The organism is Hyphomonas sp. CACIAM 19H1, assembly GCF_003325995.1.
Lineage (GTDB): Bacteria > Pseudomonadota > Alphaproteobacteria > Caulobacterales > Hyphomonadaceae > Hyphomonas > Hyphomonas polymorpha.
This window is the reverse complement of the sequence record NZ_CP016437.1, coordinates 3,015,480-3,033,768: the sequence shown is the minus strand read 5'-3', so window position 1 is coordinate 3,033,768 and position 18,289 is coordinate 3,015,480. Positions and strand designations below refer to the sequence as shown.

Sequence of the window (18,289 nt, the reverse complement as noted above, 5' to 3'; positions counted from 1 at the left end):
CAACGCATTCGGCGCAGGAGACGTGCCCAGATGACGACCAAACCGCCCCTCACCCTGCGCCTGGCCGCCCCGCGCGGCTTTTGTGCGGGCGTCGACCGCGCCATCCAGATCGTCGAGGAAGCCCTGAAAAAGTGGGGCGCGCCGGTCTATGTGCGCCATGAAATCGTCCACAACCGGCATGTGGTGGAGCGGCTAGAGGCCCTCGGCGCCGTCTTTGTGGAGGAGCTGGAAGAATGCCCGGATGACCGGCCTGTCATCTTCTCCGCCCATGGCGTGCCCAAATCCGTCCCCGCCGAGGCGCGACAGCGCAACATGATCTATGTGGACGCCACATGCCCGCTGGTCTCCAAGGTGCATGTCGAGGCCGCCCGCCATCATGACCAGGCCCGCGAGATCCTTCTCATCGGCCATGCCGGCCACCCCGAGGTCATCGGCACCATGGGCCAGCTTCCGGACGGCGCCGTCACCCTGATCGAGACGGTGGAAGACGCGAGAGCGTACCAGCCCAAAGACCCGGCCAACCTCGCCTTCCTCACGCAGACGACGCTCAGCGTGGACGACACTGCCGAAATCGTCGGCGCCCTGCAGGCCCGCTTCCCCGGCATCGCCGTGCCCCACAAGGAAGACATCTGCTACGCCACCACAAACCGTCAGGAGGCGGTCAAAGTCCTCGCGCCGGGCGCGGGCCTCGTCCTGGTGATCGGTGCCCGGACGAGTTCAAACTCGGTCCGCCTCGTCGAAGTCGCCCTCCGCGCCGGCGCCGCAAGGGCAGAACTGATCGCCTCCGCCGAAAACATAGACTGGTCCTGGTTTGAAGGCGTCACCACCCTCGGCCTCACCGCCGGCGCCAGCGCCCCGGAAGACCTGGTGCAAGGCGTCATCGACGCCTGCCGCGAACGCTTCGACGTGACGGTGGATACGGTCAAGACGGCAGACGAAACCGTGACGTTCAAACTGCCGCGGGTTTTGGCAGGATAACCCCGTAGGGTGCATTAAGCGAAGCGCAATGCACCAAACAACCCATCGCAAGATGGTGCATTGCGCTCCGCTTAATGCACCCTACAATAGAGCGCGGGGGAGCAGTCATGCCGGATTATCGCCGTCTCTACGTGCCGGGAGGAACTTACTTCTTCACCGTCAATCTCGCCAACCGACAGTCCACTCTGCTCACCGACGAAATCGAAAAACTGAGAATAGCCTACCGGGCGGTAAGCAAAACATGGCCTTTCGAGACCATCGCCATCTGCATCCTGCCAGACCATCTCCATTGCATCTGGAGCCTGCCCGAAGGCGATGCCAATTTTTCCACACGCTGGCGCCTCATAAAGCTGAACTTCTCGAAATCCGTAGCGAAATCTGATGATCCCGCCCAAGGCCGCCGCCCCGGCGAACGCGGCATCTGGCAACGCCGCTATTGGGAACAACTCGTTCGCGACGAACGAGATTTGGAGACATGTATAAACTACGTATACGGAAATCCCGTAAAACACGGCCTTGTCGCCGAAATCCCAGACTGGCCGTATTCAAGTTGGCACAGAGACCACAAAGCGTAAAAAACGTAGGGTGCATTAAGGCCAAAGGCCGCAATGCACCATTCAACGTTCGAAATGGTGCTATTTCTTACTTGGTGGTTTAACGCTCGAGCCTCCTGATGGGGGAGTGCTTGGCTTTCCGCTTCCTGTGGGTCCTTGGTATCCTCCTTCGACTTTCGGGCGCGGAGAATGTCCTTTTTCCGTCAGTTTATATCCGTTGGCATGCGTAGGACGATCAGGCTTTTTCTTGTCCGACATCTGAGGGTTCCTCTGTTTCTTCAAGTGGTTCGGAAATTAGTTCAACGGCTTTGATATCTCTACCACAAAGGAGTACCCCTTTGTGTCGGTCGGGTTTTTGCCAAGTCCCTTCGTCAATGTCCCATACTTCCGAAATATACACATCTCTTTCATTTGAGTCAGATGAGGCGAAAGATCCGACTCCGTATTTTCCGGCAACTTGTGATCCATCATTTAGGGTAACAATTATCCATTTCTGGTCATCAAGCTCACTGAAAACAAAATCCCACGCTGAAGGAATGTGATGCAACGGATTTAGACCAAATTTATACCACCAACGATCAAGTGGACGTTTTTTTGTGAGCCAAGTGAAAGTCAGCCCAAGGAAGATAGGCAGTGCGAAATATTCTAAAGCCCTATATGCCTCTGGCGCGACATTCCAATTCTGTTTCAGAAATGCAAAAAAAGGAACGCTGAAAGCGAAATAAACTGCCGAAATTGCAGCGTATGAAATAGCTCTATCTTCAAAACTCTTCGGAATAGATATCGTAAACTGTCTTCGAACGAATAGAATAAGGAATCCTGGGGCAAGCGCGGAAAAGAACGAGGTTAGCTTGGGGGCATCGAGGTCATTCATTCCAAATCGTGAAAATGATTCTGGATATACTGCAACCAGTAATTGCCTGCGCGCAACTTTTGGGGAGGCTTGACGGCTAAAGTTCAAGTAGTTTGAGCTAAATGTAGGCTCGTAACAGCGTTGTTCCCGGCCTCAAGGTGCATTGCGCTGCGCTTAATGCACCCTACGGGTTACCGTCTGCCCCCTCACCAAATCCCCGCCCCAATCCCCGCTGCCATCCCCGCGCCCAGCTCGCGGCACTTCTCCAAATCCGCCGCCCCCAGCACCTTCGGCGCCAGGATTTCCTCCGCCGTCTGAGCGCGGGTGCCCACGATCATCGGCGGCTGCACCTCCCTCAACCGCCAGCCGGTGCAGATGCGCGCCGCCTGCCGCGCCGCGCCTTCCCCGTCGCTGCCGGCGGCGATCATCAGGGCGTAGGGGCGCCCTTCGATCCGTCCGAGCACGGGATAATAGCAGCGGTCAAAGAACTCCTTCATCTCGCCCGAAAGGCTGGCCAGGTTTTCCGGCGCGGCGAAGAGATAGCCATCGGCGGCGAGCACATCTTCCGCCTGCGCCGCCCGCGCCCGCACGAGCCGCGCCCCGCACGCCTCGTCCCCGCGCGCGCCCTGAAACGCCGCCCGCGCCATCGCCTCGGCCGCCCCCGTGCGCGAATGCCAGATGATCAGAAGCTGTTTCATGGGGGCAGGATAGGGGGCGCCGCGCGCCGTGTCACTTGGCTCCCTTTTCCCCCTGGGGAGAGGGGCTGGGGGTGAGGGGGCGCAACGCTAGGGGTGGTCTGCCTGCCTCCCCCCTCATCCCCAACCCCTTCTCCCTCAAGGGAGAAGGGGCTTTTTGAGGGATAAGCCCCCGCCTCTCCGCCCCCCAATCCCTGCGCCCGCCGGCCATCCCGGCCCGCCTGTCCGCCGCCTATCTGCGCCATGCGAGGCTTCTCCCGTCGCTTCCGGCCGGTTTCATCTCCCGGCCGGGGGCGGGGGCCTGACCAGCCCCGGCACCGGAGGCGGAAGGCGTCGCGATCCTTCCTTCTCGCACTGTCCATCATCGCATGCGGCGCTATCTGCCTCCGCCTGCTACATCTGCGCAAAACCGGAAGGGGCGGCCCTGTCCGGCCTTTGGTGCTGGCGTGAGGAATGTGCGCCCGCTCATCCTTCGACTTCGCTCAGGATGAGCTTCTCTGGCGGACGGCTCTGAGCTCATCCTGAGCGAAGTCGAAGGATAGAGCGGGCATTCCCAACGCTGGCGCATAAGGGATTCCCCCGTTTTCGCGGGCGCTGCCTTCTGTCATAAGGCGGGCCATGACGATCCAGATTGCCGCCCTCTACAAATTCTTCCGCTTTCCGGACTATGCCGAGCGCCGCCAGGCCCTCGCGGCGAAGCTGTGCGGCCTTGGCATCAAGGGCTCGCTGCTGCTGGCCGAAGAAGGCATCAACGGCACCCTCGCGGGCACGCCTGAGGCCATCGCCGAAGCCCTCGCCACCCTGCGCGCGCTGCCCGGCGCCGAGACGCTGGAGGCGAAGTTTTCAGAGGCAGATGAGATGCCCTTCCTGCGCCTCAAGGTGCGCCTGAAGCGCGAGATCGTCACCATGGGCGTGCCGGGCACCGATCCCAACAGCCTCGTTGGCACCTATGTGAAGCCGCAGGACTGGGACGCGCTGATTTCAGATCCGGGCACCGTTCTGATCGACACGCGCAACGATTATGAAGTCGCCATCGGCACCTTCGAGGGCGCCATTGATCCGCAGACCGAAACCTTCCGCGAATTCCCCGCCTGGTTCCGCCAGTTCCGGGAGAAGCTGGAAGCGGAAGGCCGCAAGCCGAAGATCGCCATGTTCTGCACCGGCGGCATCCGCTGCGAAAAGGCGACGAGCTTTGTGAAGGCCGAGGGCATCGACGACGTGTTCCATCTGGAAGGCGGCATCCTGAAATATCTCGAAGAGGTGCCCGCCGAGGGCAGCCTTTGGCGCGGGGAGTGTTTTGTCTTTGACGAACGTGTCTCTGTTTGTCCGGATTTGTCCCCGGGCAGTCACGTCCTGTGCCATGCCTGCGGCCATCCTGTCTCGGAAATGCAGCGAAAAGACCCCGCCTATGTCGAAGGCGTGTCCTGCCCGCACTGCATTGAAAAGATGACAGATTCTCAGCGCGCCCGCTTTGCCGAGCGGCAGAAGCAGATCGAGCTGGCGAAGAAACGCGGCCAGGCCCATGTCGGCCCGCGCGCAGAAAACTCTTTTAATTCCAGGGATTAAACCGGCGCGGAATGGCTGGCGGGGCGTCCGTGTCCTCGCTCTCGGCCCGGCGGGGCGCCAGCGGCGCATCGTCCAGCTGCGGCATCACGTCGGGCAGGTCTTCGGTGCCGTCGATGATCAGTGTGCGCGGCTCTGAAGGCTTTGTTTCTGCAGGCTTTTCTTCGGGGGCTGGCACGGCCTGCGTGCCCGCAAACCCGACGCCATAGGGAATGCCCGACAGCGAGAAACGCTGCTGCATCGGCGCCGGCGCAGGGACGGGCTCCGGCTCGGGTGCTGCTGCAACGGCAACAGGTTCAGGCTCTGGCTCAGCCTCTGGTTCAGTCTCTGGCGCGGCCAGCGCAGCGGCCTCCTCCATCGTTTCTTCCGGGGCCTCTTCGGCGGCGTCCTCGGTTTCGGCATAGGCCGCCGGCAGCGCATGCAGCAGAGGGGCTGGCTCGGCTTCAGGTTCCGGTGCCGGTTCTGGCGTGGCAGCTACAAAGTCGGGCTCCGGCGGGGGCTCCGGCTCAGGCTGGGGCTCAGCTTCCGGCTGAGGCGCCACGGCGACTTCCGGCCCGGCCATCGGCGCGGTGTTGTTGATCTGGTCAGCCAGCGTCGCCACGGCAGCCGTGATGGCCGTTTCCCCGTCCAGAGAGGTCGTCTCGTCGGTCACTGTTTCCGGCTCCGGCTCCGGTTCAGGCGCGGCCGCGACAGTTTCAGGTTTTTCATCGGCCGCTTCCAGCCCCGCCAGCAGCGTGCGGATCGCCTTTTCGGCGCCGCGCGCATGGCGGTGGGCCTCGCGGAACAGCTCCCCGATGAACAGGGCATAAGGGCGCCCGGCCGCGTCTTTCTCGTCGGCGATTTCCTCGGGGCTGCAGGTCTCTATCTCGCGGCCTACGGCATCAGTCAGGATCACGCCATGAGGCTCCGGCGTCAGCACGACGCGGTAACCTTCGGTGTCATGAACGATGGTGCCGTTCTCTCCCTCGATCCAGGAGACGCGCTGCTTGCGCGTCATCTCGCCCAGCTTGTCGATCAGCTTCTTGGTCGAAGGATGCAGCATTCTTTTCCCGCCTTCTCATCCGTTTTGTTCATCACCGCGCATAGGACTAGCCGGTCAGCGCGGAAGATTCAAACCTTGCATCCACGCAGAGGCGCCGCGTGGCTGCATTACGGTTTGGTCAACCATCTTTCGCGTCACAGGCGAGTGATTTCAGGGCACCGGAGGCAGGTAAGTCTGGCGAGCCAGCAGCGGATCGGCGCCGGTGCCCCTGAACTCAAGGCGGAAATGCGGGCTCTCGCAGACCAGTCCTATGTCGCTGACCGTAGGGGGCGGCGCGCAGCGGGTCTTCAGCGCTTCGGGCACATCGGCAAGACGGCTTGCCCCTACGCGAACCCCGCCGGGACCGGCCACATCGGGTGAGGTGGTGGCCACCGCCCCGGCATAGCCGCGTGTCCAGTCTGGCGTCACAACATAGAGCGGCGCGGTGCTGCCCGCCTCGCGAACATGAAAGGCCGGCATGTCCGCATCAGGGATCGTCACCACGTCCAACCCAAGAAAGGCGCGCTCAAGGGCCGGCACGGTGAAGGGCGTCTCAGCCGTCAGATTGGCGGCGCCCTCGGGCCCGATGAAGTAGGCCGCTTCACCGCCGGACTGGCCGACAGGCGTCCCGCAGGCAGCCAGGATCAGCGCCAGACACAGAGAGAGGGCGGGCAGGGCCGGGTGGGTCATCCCCTCATTCTATGTCAGAAGGGGTAGAGGCGAGAAGGTCCCGCACCTCTTTTCTCACTTCGGCAATATCCTGGATGAAGGTCTTCACCGGCTGATCCTCGATCACGCGCAAATCGGTGCGGAAGCCGCGCACCACGCCGTCCGGGGACACTAGCAGATAGCTCGGCGTCCAGCTGATCTGCAGCAGCTGGCGCAGGCTCGCATCATTATCCAGCACCACCGACGGCACCGAATAGCCCGCCGATGCGAAATACGCCTCCAGCGAGCCATACTTGCCGTAAAGCTCCTCCGGCGTGGCGCGGTTGGCGTTGGCCGGCACATGGATCGACAGGAAGTCGAGGTCGGGATCCTGCGCGATGGCGCGGGCGAGCGCATCGACATAGGGGCCATCGGCCACACAGTCTGCGCACCAGGCGCCCCACACATCGATTACGGTCCAGCGCGAAATGTCAGCCGAGCTGAAGGTTCCGCCATCAGACGTGGGCGCGGTAAACTCCGGCAGCTTCTGGCCGAGCAGGGCATACTGGAAGGGCCGGCCGTAATCGTCGCGGAACACGCCGTCGCCCTTGGGGTCGGCGGCGCCTTCCGGGGGAGCGGCGTTCTGCGTGATGAAGCCTTGTGCCTTTGGGCCGGCGCTCTCGCCGGTCGCCGCTTCGGGCGCGCTGGCCAGATCAGGCTGTGGGGCGGGCCCGCAGGCGCTGAGCATCGCGGCGGCGGCGAGCGCAATCAGGAAAGCTTTCATCGGCATGACTCCGGTTAACCCCTGAAGCGTGCCATCAACCGGTGACCGGATGAAGGCAGCTATCCTCAACCGACCCATAAGCAAAAGGGCGGCCTTTTGGGCCGCCCTTCGCAATTCGTCACTGAAGCCTCAGGCTTAGCTGTAGATTTCGAACAGGCCGGCAGCGCCCATGCCACCGCCGATGCACATGGTGACAACGCCCCACTTGGCCTTGCGGCGCTGGCCTTCCAGCAGGATGGAGCCGGTGCAGCGTGCGCCGGTCATGCCGAAGGGGTGGCCGATCGAGATGGCGCCGCCATTGACGTTGTATTTCGCGGGGTCGATGCCGAGACGGTCGCGGCTGTAGAGGCACTGCGAGGCGAAGGCTTCGTTCAGTTCCCACAGGTCGATGTCGTCCACCTTCAGGCCATGGCGCTCCAGCAGGCGCGGAACGGCGAAGACCGGGCCGATGCCCATTTCGTCCGGGTCGCAACCCGCCACGTTGAAGCCGGCAAAGCGGCCGAGCGGCTTCAGGCCACGGCGGGCGGCTTCCTTGGCTTCCATGACGACCACGGCAGCGGCGCCATCGGACAGCTGCGAAGCGTTGCCGGCGGTGACAAACTTGCCTTCCTTGACGACCATGCCGCCGGAGAAGACCGGCTTCAGGCCAGCGACCATCTCATAGGTCGTGCCCGGACGGTTACAGTCGTCGCGGTCGGCGATCACGTCCTCGAAGGTTTCTTCCTTGGTTTCCTTGTTGACCAGCTTCATGCGGGTTTTCAGCGGCACGATTTCCTCGGCCATGTAACCCTTCTGCTGGAACTCGGCCGTGCGGCGCTGGCTCTCGACCGAATACTGGTCCTGGTATTCGCGGCTGACGCCATAGCGCTCGGCGACGATCTCGGCGGTTTCGATCATCGTCATCCAGATGGCCGGCCAGGTCTTGGCCAGTTCCGGTTCGAAGTATTTGTAGCGGTTGGACTGGCCCGAGCCCTGGACGAGGCTGATGCTCTCCACGCCGCCGCCCACGGTGACGGCTGCGCCTTCGTTGATCACGGTGTGAGCGGCGTTGGCGATGGCCTGCAGGCCCGAGGAGCAGAAGCGGTTGATGGTGGCGCCCGATGTGGTGGACGGGCAGCCAGCGGCAAGCGCGGCGTTGCGGGCCACATTGTGGCCGGTGGCACCTTCGGGGGCGGCGCAGCCAAGGAATACGTCTTCCACGGCGGCCGCTTCGACGCCAGCACGCTCCAGCGCGCCCTTGATCACATGGCCGGCCATGGTGATGCCGTGGGTGTCATTCAGGGCGCCGCGACCAGCTTTGGTCAGGGCAGTACGGGCTGTTGAAACGATTACGGCTTCACGCATGGCTTCCTCCTTGTTCGATGCTCACGTCTTTGTGCGGCGCACCCTAGTGAGGGAATTGCCCGAACGGAAGCCTTCCCTTTACGTCAACGTTCATTGGTCGCAGCAAAAAGCCCGCCAGCGCTGGGCTGGCGGGCTTGATTGTTCGGAGCGGTCAGAAGCGCTTACGCGGTGACCTTCGGCTTGGGGGCGGAGGCTTTCACGGCCTCGTCCACATAGGCTTCGAATTTCTTGAAGTTGGCCACGAACTCTTCAGCCAGTTTTGCCGCCTGCTTGTCGTAAGCGGCCGGATCGACCCAGGTGCTGCGCGGGTCGAGGATCTTGGCGTCGACGCCGGGCACGGAGACCGGCACGAGGAAGCCGAAGGTCTCATCCTTGCGGAATTCGACCGTGTTGAGCGAGCCATCGAGGGCAGCGTTGAGCAGGGCGCGGGTTGCCTTGATCGGCATCCGGCTGCCCTGGCCATACGGGCCGCCGGTCCAGCCGGTGGAGACGAGCCAGCAATCGACGTTGTAGCGGGCAATCAGTTCGCGCAGCAGGTTGCCGTATTCGGACGGGTGGCGCGGCATGAACGGGCCGCCGAAGCAGGTGGAGAAGGTGGCCGAAGGCTCGGTCACGCCTTTCTCCGTGCCAGCCACACGCGCGGTGTAGCCGGAGAGGAAGTGATACATCGCCTGGGCCGGGGTCAGCTTGGCGATCGGCGGCATGATGCCATAGGCGTCTGCCGTCAGCATGATCAGGTTTTTCGGCTGGCCACAGCGGCCTGTCAGCGAAGCGTTCGGGATCGCTTCGATCGGGTAGGCGCCGCGGGAGTTTTCAGCCAGCGCTGCGGAGTCGAGGTCGAGTTCGCGCGTGGTGGGGTCCATCACGACGTTCTCGAGCACGGTGCCCCATTGTTTCGTGGTGGCGTAGATTTCAGGCTCGGCCTCGGGCGAGAGCTTGATCATCTTGGCGTAGCAGCCGCCCTCAAAGTTGAAGAGGCCGTTCTCCGACCAGCCATGCTCATCGTCGCCGATCAGCGTGCGCGAGGCGTCTGCCGAAAGGGTGGTCTTGCCGGTGCCCGACAGGCCGAAGAAAATCGCGGCGTCGTCCTTGTCAGATGTGTTGACCGAGCAGTGCATCGGCATCACGCCCTGATTGGGCAGCAGATAGTTGAGGATGGTGAACACCGACTTCTTCGTCTCGCCGGCATAGGACGTGCCACCGATCAGCACGAGGCGCTTGGCGAAGTTGACGGCGATCACCGTCTCGCTGCGGCAGCCATGCTTGGCCGGGTCAGCGCGGAAGCTCGGGCAGTTGATGATGGTGAATTCCGTCTTGAAACCGGCCAGTTCGTCTGCCGTCGGAAGACGGAGCAGGTGGCGGATGAAGAGGGAGTGCCAGGCAAATTCAGTCACCACGGTGACAGGCAGGCGATAGTCCAGGTCAGCGCCGCCGAAGAGGTCCTGCGAATACATGTCCTGCTTGGCAAGGTGGGCCTTGAAGTCCGTCCACAGAGCTTCGAACTGCTCCGGCGTCATTGAGGCGTTGTTGTCCCACCAGACGGTTTTCTCGGTCGTCGCATCGCGGACCGTGAACTTGTCCTTGGCAGACCGGCCGGTGTGCTGCCCGGTTTCCACGACCAGGGCGCCGCCTTTGGCCACGCGGGCCTCGCCAGCGGCCACAGCCGTTTCATACAGGCGTGCCTCGTTCCAGTTCTTCCTTACGGATTTTGTCTGCACACCCAGCTCGGCCAGGATTGCTACGGTATCGCTCATTACGCTGTCCTCGAATTTTAGCGAACTCTTAGGGCGCCCCGGCCCTTGCACCATGGGGCCCATTAGCGCTTCGTGAGAAGCTTTTGCAACATCCGTGCCCATGCGAATTTGGCTGCAGCGCAGCATTTCTGGCGGTTAATGACGCTGAGTCTCCGATGTCTTCCGTTGTCAAATTTTGGCACCGGTGTCATTTTTGGGGGGCTCTCAATTCGCGCCTCCAATTCAGGCAGCTAGGGCTGACCAGAATGGCACATTAATCCCTTCGATTTCCGGGCAAGCGGGCAGGATGGGCGTGGGGGAAGGAGAGGCCGCCTTCCCTTAAAAGATAACCTGTATGGGTGTTAACTCCGTAGGCAGACGAAGGCGGGCGGTAGTGGCGGGCGGGCGCCCCCTCGATTGCCCGCGGGCGGCGCCTTCTGTAAACCGGGGCGGCATGAAACCGCTCAATCCAGACTTCGCCGGCCTCGGCACCACGATCTTCACCACCATGTCTGCCCTCGCGGCGGAGCATGGCGCCATCAATCTGGGGCAGGGCTTCCCCGACGAGGACGGCCCGGCGGATATAAGGGAGGCGGCTGCGCGGGCAGTGATCGAGGGGCCGAACCAGTATCCGCCGATGACCGGCCTTCCGGCCCTGCGCCAGGCGGTGGCCGATCATGACCGGCGCTTCTATGGCCTTGCCTATGACGCGCGCGATGAGACCTTGGTAACCTCCGGCGCCACCGAGGCGCTTGCCGCATGCCTGATGGCAATGCTCGCGCCGGGCGATGAGGTGGTCGTGTTCGAGCCTCTGTATGACAGCTATCTGCCGATCATCCGCCAGTGCGGCGCGGTCCCGCGCATCGTGCGGCTGGAGGCGCCCGGCTGGAACGTCCCGCAAGGCGCGCTCGCCGCCGCTTTCAGCCCGGCGACAAAGCTGGTGCTGCTGAACACGCCGATGAACCCCACCGGCAAGCTGTTCGCCGGAGAGGAGCTTTCCGCCATCGCGCGCCTCGCCCTTGCGCACGATGCTTATGTTCTCTGCGATGAGGTGTACGAACATCTTGTGTTTGACGGCGCCGCCCATCACCCCATCGCCGCGCTGCCAGAGATGCGCGCGCGCACCCTCCGCATCGGCTCGGCGGGCAAGACCTTCTCCCTGACCGGCTGGAAGGTCGGCTATGTCAGCGGCCCGCGGGAGCTGATCGCCACCGTCGCGAAAGTTCACCAGTTCCTTACCTTCACAACCCCGCCGGGTCTGCAGGCGGCGGTGGCCTATGCGCTGGGCAAGGAGGATGCCTATTATGCCAGCCTCGCTGCGTCTCTGCAGGCAAAGCGCGACCGGCTGGCAGCCGGGCTGGCCAGCGTGGGGTTCACCGTGCTGCCGGCGCAGGGCACTTACTTCCTCACGGTACTGACGGATGGCGCCGGACCGTCCTTTGCCACCGATGTGGACTACGCACGCTGGCTGACGGTGGAAGTGGGCGTGGCTGCCGTCCCGTGCAGCGCCTTCTATGCCGGGGATAATCCGCCGCAGAACATGATCCGCTTCTGCTTCTGCAAGAAGGATGAAGTGCTCGATGCGGCGATCGCGCGGCTCGCCGAAAGGCTGCCTCAGTCAGGCTGATAGCGCAGGGCCCAGGTCACGGTGAACACGCCGTCCTCATTGATCCCGCGCACGGGCAGGCTGAGCGGCTCGGCCCATTCCAGCCCCAGGGTGGCGTACTTCTTGTAGGAAATGCGCGTGCCGATACCGGCAGAACTGAGATCGAATGTCTGTCCGCCAGCGCCCAGCAGACTGCCATCGGCATAATCGGCAAACAGATAGACTTCGCTGCGGGCAAAGGAACCCTCATCCAGCGGCCGCCAGGCTGGCTCCAGCGAGACCACATAGCCCTTGTCGAAGCTGATAAGCCCGTTGCTGAAGCCCCGGCCGTATTCGATGCCGCCGATCATCAGCCGCTCATTGGCGGGCAGAATGTCGTCGGTCCATTGTCCCGAGGCTTTCAGGCGGAGGAAGAGGTCTTCCCCGATCGCCTGAACGAAGCTGCCGGTTGCGTTTGCCTTGGTGAAGGCCGTATCCGATCCGGCCACGGACGAACGGGCATCACCAACGTCCAGCCCCTGCGCCACAATGAGATTGAGGCTGGCAGACCGTTTGGGCGCTACCCATGTTCCGCGTGCCCCAAAGCGCGCTGCGGTGATGTTTTCGTCGGCAATCACCGATCCCAGCGCCGAATTGCTGCTCTCAATATGGTCGATGGAGGCGTTGACCGTCAGGTCCCGGGTGAAGTTCAGCAGCACAGGATAGGCAAGTCCCGCCGTCAGGAAAGTGGCGTCGCCCTCAATGGGTATGGAGGTGGGCCGGGTCTCCTGATACGCGCCGGCGGCAGACAGGGTCAGGCCATCGGTGCCGATCGGCGTGGTATATTGCAGGCTGGCAGAGCGGGACTGGCGCCCGTCCGGCGTGAAAGAAAGGCGGCCGCGCAGGGCATCTCCCGCACGCAGCTTGCTGTAGAGGAAACCGGATGCGCTGAAACGACCGGAATCGACCAGCCGCGATTCGCGGCTGTCATAGCCCACCGCAAAGCCGTCCTTCTTGTCTTCCACATCCAGCACAAGGATCACCGCGCCAGGTTCGCGCGCGGTGCGAAGACCTGGGGTTACCTTCACGCCTTCCTCGCGCCGCGCCAGGGTCATGCCCCGCTCGAAACTTTCGCGGGTGGCGGGCTTTTCCGTAAGGAGCGGGCGCAGATACCCCCGCAACTGACGGCGCTCGCTGATTTCGTCATCCGTCCGTGTAATGATTTCAGAAACATGGCCTTCGGCGATCAGCACGTCGACCACGCCGTCCGACAGATCCTGCGCTGGAATGGCCAGGGTGAAGAGGGCTACATTGGATTTCTTGTAGGCGGCGCTCATGGCCGCTGCCATTTCTTTCAGTGTTTGCGTATCGGCTGGCCGCCCCAGGAAGGGCTGGGTGGCCTCTGCCACAATGGCGGGCACATCGGTGCCCTTGAACTGGACGCCGCGAATTGGCACGGCGGAGGCCGTTGCCACAGATGCGGCAACATCCACCACGCCGCGCTCAGGCGCTTCTGCCGTATCCGGATCAATAACGGGCGTTTCGGGGCGGGAGCCCGGATTGAGGCGTTCGTCCGGCGTAGCCTGAGGGGCGGCCAGGGCTGCCGGTGAGTAAAGGGAGGAAAGCGCCACGCTCAATAGCAGGGTGTGTGAAAATCGAACGTGGCGCTTTCTCATATGGTCTTCTTCTTTCGTTGTGTCCGTAGGCTAATTTGCACCACCGCCCAGCAGCCCGCCGAGAAGTCCCGTCGTGCCGGAAAGGATAGGGGTGAGGGGTGTTTCAGGGACGTCTCCGCCGCTGGTCAGCAGATCCTGCACCGGCGCAGTCAGGCCGGAGAGAAGGCCGCTATCGACAGTGCCGCCCTCCAGCAGGCTGGTGACTTCGGTAAGGCTCGTCTCACCCAGCAGGTCGTTCACCCCGCCCGTCAGCGGGCCAAGGTCCACGCTGGCCACAGAGCCGAGCACCAGAGCTGTATCCGTGCTGGTCGACAGATCCGCACTCAGCAGAGTGCCGTCCGACGCAACCCCGATTTCGGCAAGCGTGCCGGACTGCTGGTCTGGGGACAGGAGGCTGACGCCGATCAGCGAGCCGGCGCTCTCGTCGCCGGCAAGGGTGCCGCCGCCAAGGCTGGCCGTCAGGACCGGGGAGACCGCAGAGGTGACCCCATCGACAAGCGGAGCGCCGTCAGTGCCGAAGCTTTCCAGCGCGCCGCCCAGATTGGTCACCGTCTGGGTTACAGCGCCGGTTACACTAGCAAGCTCAGTGGGAAGGTTTGTTTCGCCAAGGGCTGCGTCGAGGTTGGTGCCGGTCGCTGATATGATCGATCCGGCGGACGTGCTGACATCGGAGACGACCGGGATACTGGTGGAGGTGTCGCCGAGGTTGGCCAGCAGGCCGGTGCCGCCGATACCACTCGGGCCAACCAGGCCGCCGGTGGCGATCAGACCGGTGTCGCCCAGGGCGAAGTTGCCGCCGGGTTCACCTTGCGGGCCGGTGGGGCCAGCCGGGCCTTGAGGACCGGCAGGGCCTGCGGGACCGGGTGGGCCCTGAACACCTGGACCACCGTTTTGTCCATCCGAGCCGTCCGAGCCGTTGCCGCCATCTGATCCGTCGCCGCCGTTCGAGCCACCGGGGCCGACGGTGCCGATGCTGGCATAGCGGGTATGGCCATTGGATTCGCAGGCAGCCAGAGCGGCGATGGCAACCAGCGCGATTGCTGTCATGGGTAGTTTGGGCATTGATCACTCCTCCGTGAATCGACACGCTGGCCCAACCGGAGGCTAAAAAATTGGCAATGCCTCGGGTGCCAACAATGCTATCTTGGAGAGAATGTGATTTCCTAAACGTCGTCAGTTTTTTCGCGATTTTAGCGTTTTGTTTTACCAAACGGCGGGATTTTGCGGCGCAGTAATGGAAAAAACAACATAAAAACAGGGATAAAAAGGCATTTCTGGAGAATTGAATGCTGCGCCGGAAATAGCCGTTCAAAATTGGATGGTTTTGTAAGTTGCGCGCCCAGCGCGTCAATTTCTGGCTGTCGCGTTAGGTATTACACGCCGGCGAGCCCTTGGGCCTTCAGCCAGTCCCTGACCGGGCTTGTCAGTGGGCCGGGCAGGGCATCGAGCGCAAACCATCCCCAGCCGCCATGCTTCTCCGGCTCCATCACTTCGGGCGCTCCCGAGACAATCCGGGCAGCGTAAACCGGCGCCACCCAATGGCGGCCATCGCCGGCATCAATCGTTTCGGCGATACAGGCCAGGCCGGTGATCTCGATCACGATCCCCAGTTCCTCCTGGATCTCCCGCCGGGCGGTGTCCTCAGCGCGTTCACCAAAGTCGATCTTGCCGCCGGGCAATCCCCAGGCGCCCGCCTCGGGCTGGCGAAGGCGCTGGATAAGCAGCAGCCTGCCCTCGGCATCCACTATGGCGGCGCCGCAACCGGCCTCGACGGGTTTTGTCATTTGCCTGTGTCCTGATCTGTCCGAAAATGTCCGCGCTCTGTCACGGATTAGGGCGGTTCCGGCAACAAAAAAGACACCCGGAGCCGGGGTTTGTCCCGGTCCGGGTGTCTGAGCCTCATTTCAGGGGTACGAGGCGAAGAGATCAGTTGGTGGCAAGCGCGCCCACGACGAGGCCAATGATGGCGCCGGTTGCCACAGAGGCGAGAATGGCATCGCCCCTGTCATTGTCGCGCACCCAGTGATAGCCGCTCGGCGGGGCATAGAGGCCATACCGGTCATACTCGGTGATGTAGACGGTGCGCGGGGCATAACCGTAATAGCTGCCCACATTGTAGCGGGGCGCATATCCCCGATAATAGTGAGGCCCGTAGGTGTAGCCATAGGTGACCGTTACCGAAGACCGCGGCGGCGGCACATAGCGAACCGGTGGGCTGTAATGATAATGCGGCTTGGAGCTGTGGCGGTAGTGATACTTGTGATCATGCTTGTGGCCGCGGCTGCGGTCGTAACCGCGATCATGTCCCCGGTCATAGCCGCGTTCGTATCCGCGCTTGCCTTTGCCGCCACGGTCGCGGTCGGCATAGGCCATGGGCGCAACCAGAAGGCTGGCTGCAGTGGTTGCCGCAATGAGGCGCGTAAAGGATTTGCTGAGGCGCATGGCGCTGCTCCATCTTACGGTTTCGGGCCGCCGGCTCAGGGGCCGGGCAATCCGGGAGGCTGGGACATCCAGCATTGCAGGTTGATTTGTGCGGGCGATTGCCTGAACTCCCGCTGAACACTTGCTTCAGGAATCATGTCATGGCGGAATTCGGCGATCTGCGGGTGTCTGAGGCCATTACCGTCCCGGCTTGGGAACTCAGCGAATCTTTCGTGCGCGCCTCAGGCCCGGGCGGGCAGCATGTGAACAAGGTATCGAGCGCGGTGCAGCTGACCTGGCAGGTGCAGGCCTCCTCGCTGCCGGCGGGCCTGAAGGCGCGGTTTGAAAAGCTCTATGCCAACCGTATCACCGCCGATGGCCGCCTGATCCTGGAAGCGAGCGAGCATCGCAGCCAGGTGCAGAACCGCACGGCTGCACGCCAGCGTCTTGCCGAGATGATCCTGAAAGCCTCCATCCCGCCCAAGCGCCGGGTGGCCACCAAGCCGACCGCCGGCAGCGTGCGTCGGCGCATCGCCGCCAAGAAGCGCCGCAGCGAGGTCAAATCCCTGCGCGGTAATGTGCCGGGTGAGGAATAGGGGCCTTTCCTGCGAGGGGCGATATCCGGTAGACCCTGCTGAGCAGCATTTTTGTTCGAGTTCGGGATTTGAAGACCATGCATCTTGAGAAGCGCGTTCTGATTACGGGCGGGGCCGGCTTTATCGGCTCGTTCCTCTGCGAGCGGCTTCTGGAGGCGGGCGCCACCGTGCTCTGCGTCGATAATTTCTTCACCGGCACCCGGATGAACGTGTCCCATCTGATCGGCCATCCGCGCTTCGAGCTGATGCGGCATGACGTGTGCTTCCCGCTCTATGTCGAGGTCGACGAGATCTACAACATGGCCTGCCCGGCAAGCCCGGTGCATTATCAGTTTGACCCGGTGCAGACCACCAAGACCAGCGTTCACGGCGCCATCAACATGCTGGGGCTGGCCAAGCGGGTGAAGGCCAAGATCCTGCAGGCCTCCACATCGGAAGTGTATGGCGATCCTGTCATTCATCCGCAGCCGGAAGAATACTGGGGCAATGTGAACCCGATCGGGCCGCGCTCCTGCTATGATGAAGGCAAGCGCTGCGCCGAGACGTTGTTCTTCGATTATTACCGGCAGCACGCGTTGCGGATCAAGGTGGCCCGCATCTTCAACACCTATGGTCCGCGGATGCATCCCAATGACGGGCGGGTTGTCTCCAACTTCATTGTCCAGGCGCTGAAGGGGGAAGAGATCACCCTCTATGGCGATGGCTCGCAGACGCGCAGCTTCTGTTATGTGGACGATCTTGTGCGCGGTCTTATCAGCCTGATGGAGACGCCCGACAGCGTGACCGGGCCGATCAACATCGGTAATCCCAGCGAATTCACCATCCGTCAGCTGGCGGAGAATGTGATCGACCTGACGGGCTCGAAATCGAAACTCGTTTTCCGCCCGCTGCCGCAGGACGATCCCCGGCAGCGCCAGCCCGACATCACCAAGGCCCGCGATCTTCTGAAATGGGAGCCATCCGTCGAGTTGCGCGATGGCCTGTCAAAGACCATCGCCTATTTCGATGCGCTGCTGGCAGACCGGAATATGAAGGTCTGATCAGCCCGCGATTTCAGCGCGGATGACTTCATCGATCCGGGGAAGGTTTGCCCCTTCGATAGCCTGATCGCCGATGAAATAGCCCGGCGTGCCATTCACATTGAGCTTGCGGCCGAGAGCCTGCATGTCGGCGAGCTGTTTCTTCACGCCGTCGGATTTCATGTCGGCGCGCATCCGCTGCACATCGATGCCCAGCTGCATGGCCAGTTCATCGATCTTCTTTTCCGTCAGATCGTCATTGGATTTGAGCGCCATCAGGGCAAGGTGCATGTCGATGTATTTTCCCTGTCGGCCGGAGGCGAGCGCGGCGAGGGCGGCGGTTTCACTGATGCCGCCGAAGATCGGGTATTCCTTGAACACGACGCGGACATTGCCGTCATAGGTCTTCGGCAGATTGGCCGTCCATTCCGCCGAGCGTTTGCAGTAACCGCACCGGTAGTCGAAGAACTCAACCACGGTGACGGGCGCGTCCGCGTCGCCGACGAAATAGTCCGCGCTGTCATTGTAGAGGGCGCTGGCATTGTCCGAAATGGCTGCCTTGGCCGCGCTGGCCTGGGCCTGACGGTCCTTCTCGGTCAGGGCGATCAGCGCTTTCTCGATGATCTCGGGATTGGCGAGAATGTACTCTTCCACGATCTTTTCCACTTCCGCCCTGTCGGTCGTGCCGCCGCCCTGCGCGCAGGCTGGCAGCAGCGCGAGGCCCGCAAAGCCGAGGGCGAGAAAAGGAGAAAGACGAAGCGTACGGTTCATTTCGGGAATCCCTGATTTAGCTGGCCGGACTATAGGCACGCCGCCGGG

At 62.6% G+C, this 18,289-nt stretch carries 18 protein-coding genes; 6 read left to right on the top strand and 12 right to left on the bottom strand.

From position 1 onward, the window contains the following. Window positions 1–30: 30 nt before the first annotated feature. Both ispH and BBF93_RS14085 read left to right on the top strand, forming a co-directional pair. Window positions 31–978, top strand: a complete 948-nt coding sequence (gene ispH / locus BBF93_RS14090; RefSeq protein ID WP_114106343.1) for a 4-hydroxy-3-methylbut-2-enyl diphosphate reductase — start codon at window positions 31–33, stop codon at window positions 976–978. A 107-nt stretch (window positions 979–1,085) separates the two neighbouring features. Next, window positions 1,086–1,553: a transposase gene (locus BBF93_RS14085; RefSeq protein ID WP_114106342.1), complete on the top strand. Its 468-nt coding sequence runs from the start codon at window positions 1,086–1,088 to the stop codon at window positions 1,551–1,553. Between the two features lie 214 nt (window positions 1,554–1,767). Here the strand turns inward: BBF93_RS14085 and BBF93_RS19570 are convergent, their stop codons facing one another. Beyond that, window positions 1,768–2,406: a DUF6338 family protein gene (locus tag BBF93_RS19570; RefSeq protein ID WP_162786576.1), complete on the bottom strand. Its 639-nt coding sequence runs from the start codon at window positions 2,404–2,406 to the stop codon at window positions 1,768–1,770. A 185-nt stretch (window positions 2,407–2,591) separates the two neighbouring features. Further along, complete coding sequence (locus BBF93_RS14080; RefSeq protein ID WP_114106341.1) at window positions 2,592–3,083, bottom strand: flavodoxin family protein; 492 nt, start codon at window positions 3,081–3,083, stop codon at window positions 2,592–2,594. 615 nt (window positions 3,084–3,698) lie between these two features. On the opposite strand from BBF93_RS14080, the gene BBF93_RS14075 reads away from it, so the two are divergent. After that, window positions 3,699–4,646, top strand: a complete 948-nt coding sequence (locus BBF93_RS14075; protein WP_114106340.1) for a rhodanese-related sulfurtransferase — start codon at window positions 3,699–3,701, stop codon at window positions 4,644–4,646. Here the strand turns inward: BBF93_RS14075 and BBF93_RS19860 are convergent. From BBF93_RS19860 to BBF93_RS14050, 5 genes are all read right to left on the bottom strand, one after another. After that, window positions 4,630–5,685, bottom strand: a complete 1,056-nt coding sequence (locus tag BBF93_RS19860; RefSeq protein WP_233349139.1) for a hypothetical protein — start codon at window positions 5,683–5,685, stop codon at window positions 4,630–4,632. The genes BBF93_RS14075 and BBF93_RS19860 overlap by 17 nt on opposite strands. 150 nt (window positions 5,686–5,835) lie before the next feature. Continuing rightward, window positions 5,836–6,354 carry a hypothetical protein gene (locus BBF93_RS14065; RefSeq protein ID WP_114106339.1) on the bottom strand — a complete coding sequence of 173 codons (519 nt, stop codon included), beginning with the start codon at window positions 6,352–6,354 and terminating at the stop codon, window positions 5,836–5,838. Between the two features lie 4 nt (window positions 6,355–6,358). Continuing rightward, a complete protein-coding gene (locus BBF93_RS14060) occupies window positions 6,359–7,096 on the bottom strand; it encodes a TlpA disulfide reductase family protein (RefSeq protein ID WP_162786575.1) in 738 nt (245 codons plus the stop codon). Between the two features lie 135 nt (window positions 7,097–7,231). Then, on the bottom strand, window positions 7,232–8,440 hold the full coding sequence (locus BBF93_RS14055; protein WP_035600530.1) for an acetyl-CoA C-acyltransferase: 1,209 nt from the start codon (window positions 8,438–8,440) through the stop codon (window positions 7,232–7,234). Window positions 8,441–8,601: 161 nt separating this feature from the next. Then, on the bottom strand, window positions 8,602–10,194 hold the full coding sequence (locus BBF93_RS14050) for a phosphoenolpyruvate carboxykinase (protein ID WP_114106337.1): 1,593 nt from the start codon (window positions 10,192–10,194) through the stop codon (window positions 8,602–8,604). Between the two features lie 433 nt (window positions 10,195–10,627). On the opposite strand from BBF93_RS14050, the gene BBF93_RS14045 reads away from it, so the two are divergent. Beyond that, the gene (locus BBF93_RS14045; RefSeq protein WP_035600534.1) at window positions 10,628–11,800 is read left to right on the top strand and encodes an aminotransferase; all 1,173 of its coding nucleotides are present in this window, start codon (window positions 10,628–10,630) and stop codon (window positions 11,798–11,800) included. On the opposite strand, the gene BBF93_RS14040 is transcribed toward BBF93_RS14045, so the two are convergent. From BBF93_RS14040 to BBF93_RS14025, 4 genes are all read right to left on the bottom strand, one after another. After that, window positions 11,788–13,434: a ShlB/FhaC/HecB family hemolysin secretion/activation protein gene (locus BBF93_RS14040; RefSeq protein WP_084324355.1), complete on the bottom strand. Its 1,647-nt coding sequence runs from the start codon at window positions 13,432–13,434 to the stop codon at window positions 11,788–11,790. The two genes, BBF93_RS14045 and BBF93_RS14040, sit on opposite strands and share 13 nt — an antisense overlap. Before the next feature lie 30 nt (window positions 13,435–13,464). After that, window positions 13,465–14,496 carry a hypothetical protein gene (locus BBF93_RS14035; protein ID WP_157532871.1) on the bottom strand — a complete coding sequence of 344 codons (1,032 nt, stop codon included), beginning with the start codon at window positions 14,494–14,496 and terminating at the stop codon, window positions 13,465–13,467. Between the two features lie 311 nt (window positions 14,497–14,807). Next, complete coding sequence (locus BBF93_RS14030) at window positions 14,808–15,218, bottom strand: NUDIX domain-containing protein (protein ID WP_035600538.1); 411 nt, start codon at window positions 15,216–15,218, stop codon at window positions 14,808–14,810. 142 nt (window positions 15,219–15,360) lie between these two features. Next, a complete protein-coding gene (locus BBF93_RS14025; RefSeq protein WP_162786574.1) occupies window positions 15,361–15,876 on the bottom strand; it encodes an RcnB family protein in 516 nt (171 codons plus the stop codon). Between the two features lie 140 nt (window positions 15,877–16,016). Here BBF93_RS14025 and arfB point away from each other — a divergent pair, with 140 nt between their 5' ends. Beyond that, on the top strand, window positions 16,017–16,451 hold the full coding sequence (gene arfB / locus BBF93_RS14020; protein ID WP_035600541.1) for an alternative ribosome rescue aminoacyl-tRNA hydrolase ArfB: 435 nt from the start codon (window positions 16,017–16,019) through the stop codon (window positions 16,449–16,451). 77 nt (window positions 16,452–16,528) lie between these two features. After that, on the top strand, window positions 16,529–17,491 hold the full coding sequence (locus BBF93_RS14015) for a UDP-glucuronic acid decarboxylase family protein (RefSeq protein ID WP_035600543.1): 963 nt from the start codon (window positions 16,529–16,531) through the stop codon (window positions 17,489–17,491). Here the strand turns inward: BBF93_RS14015 and BBF93_RS14010 are convergent, their stop codons facing one another. Further along, window positions 17,492–18,241 (bottom strand): DsbA family protein, encoded by a 750-nt coding sequence (locus BBF93_RS14010; protein ID WP_035600545.1) that lies wholly within the window; start codon window positions 18,239–18,241, stop codon window positions 17,492–17,494. Window positions 18,242–18,289 lie beyond the last annotated feature (48 nt).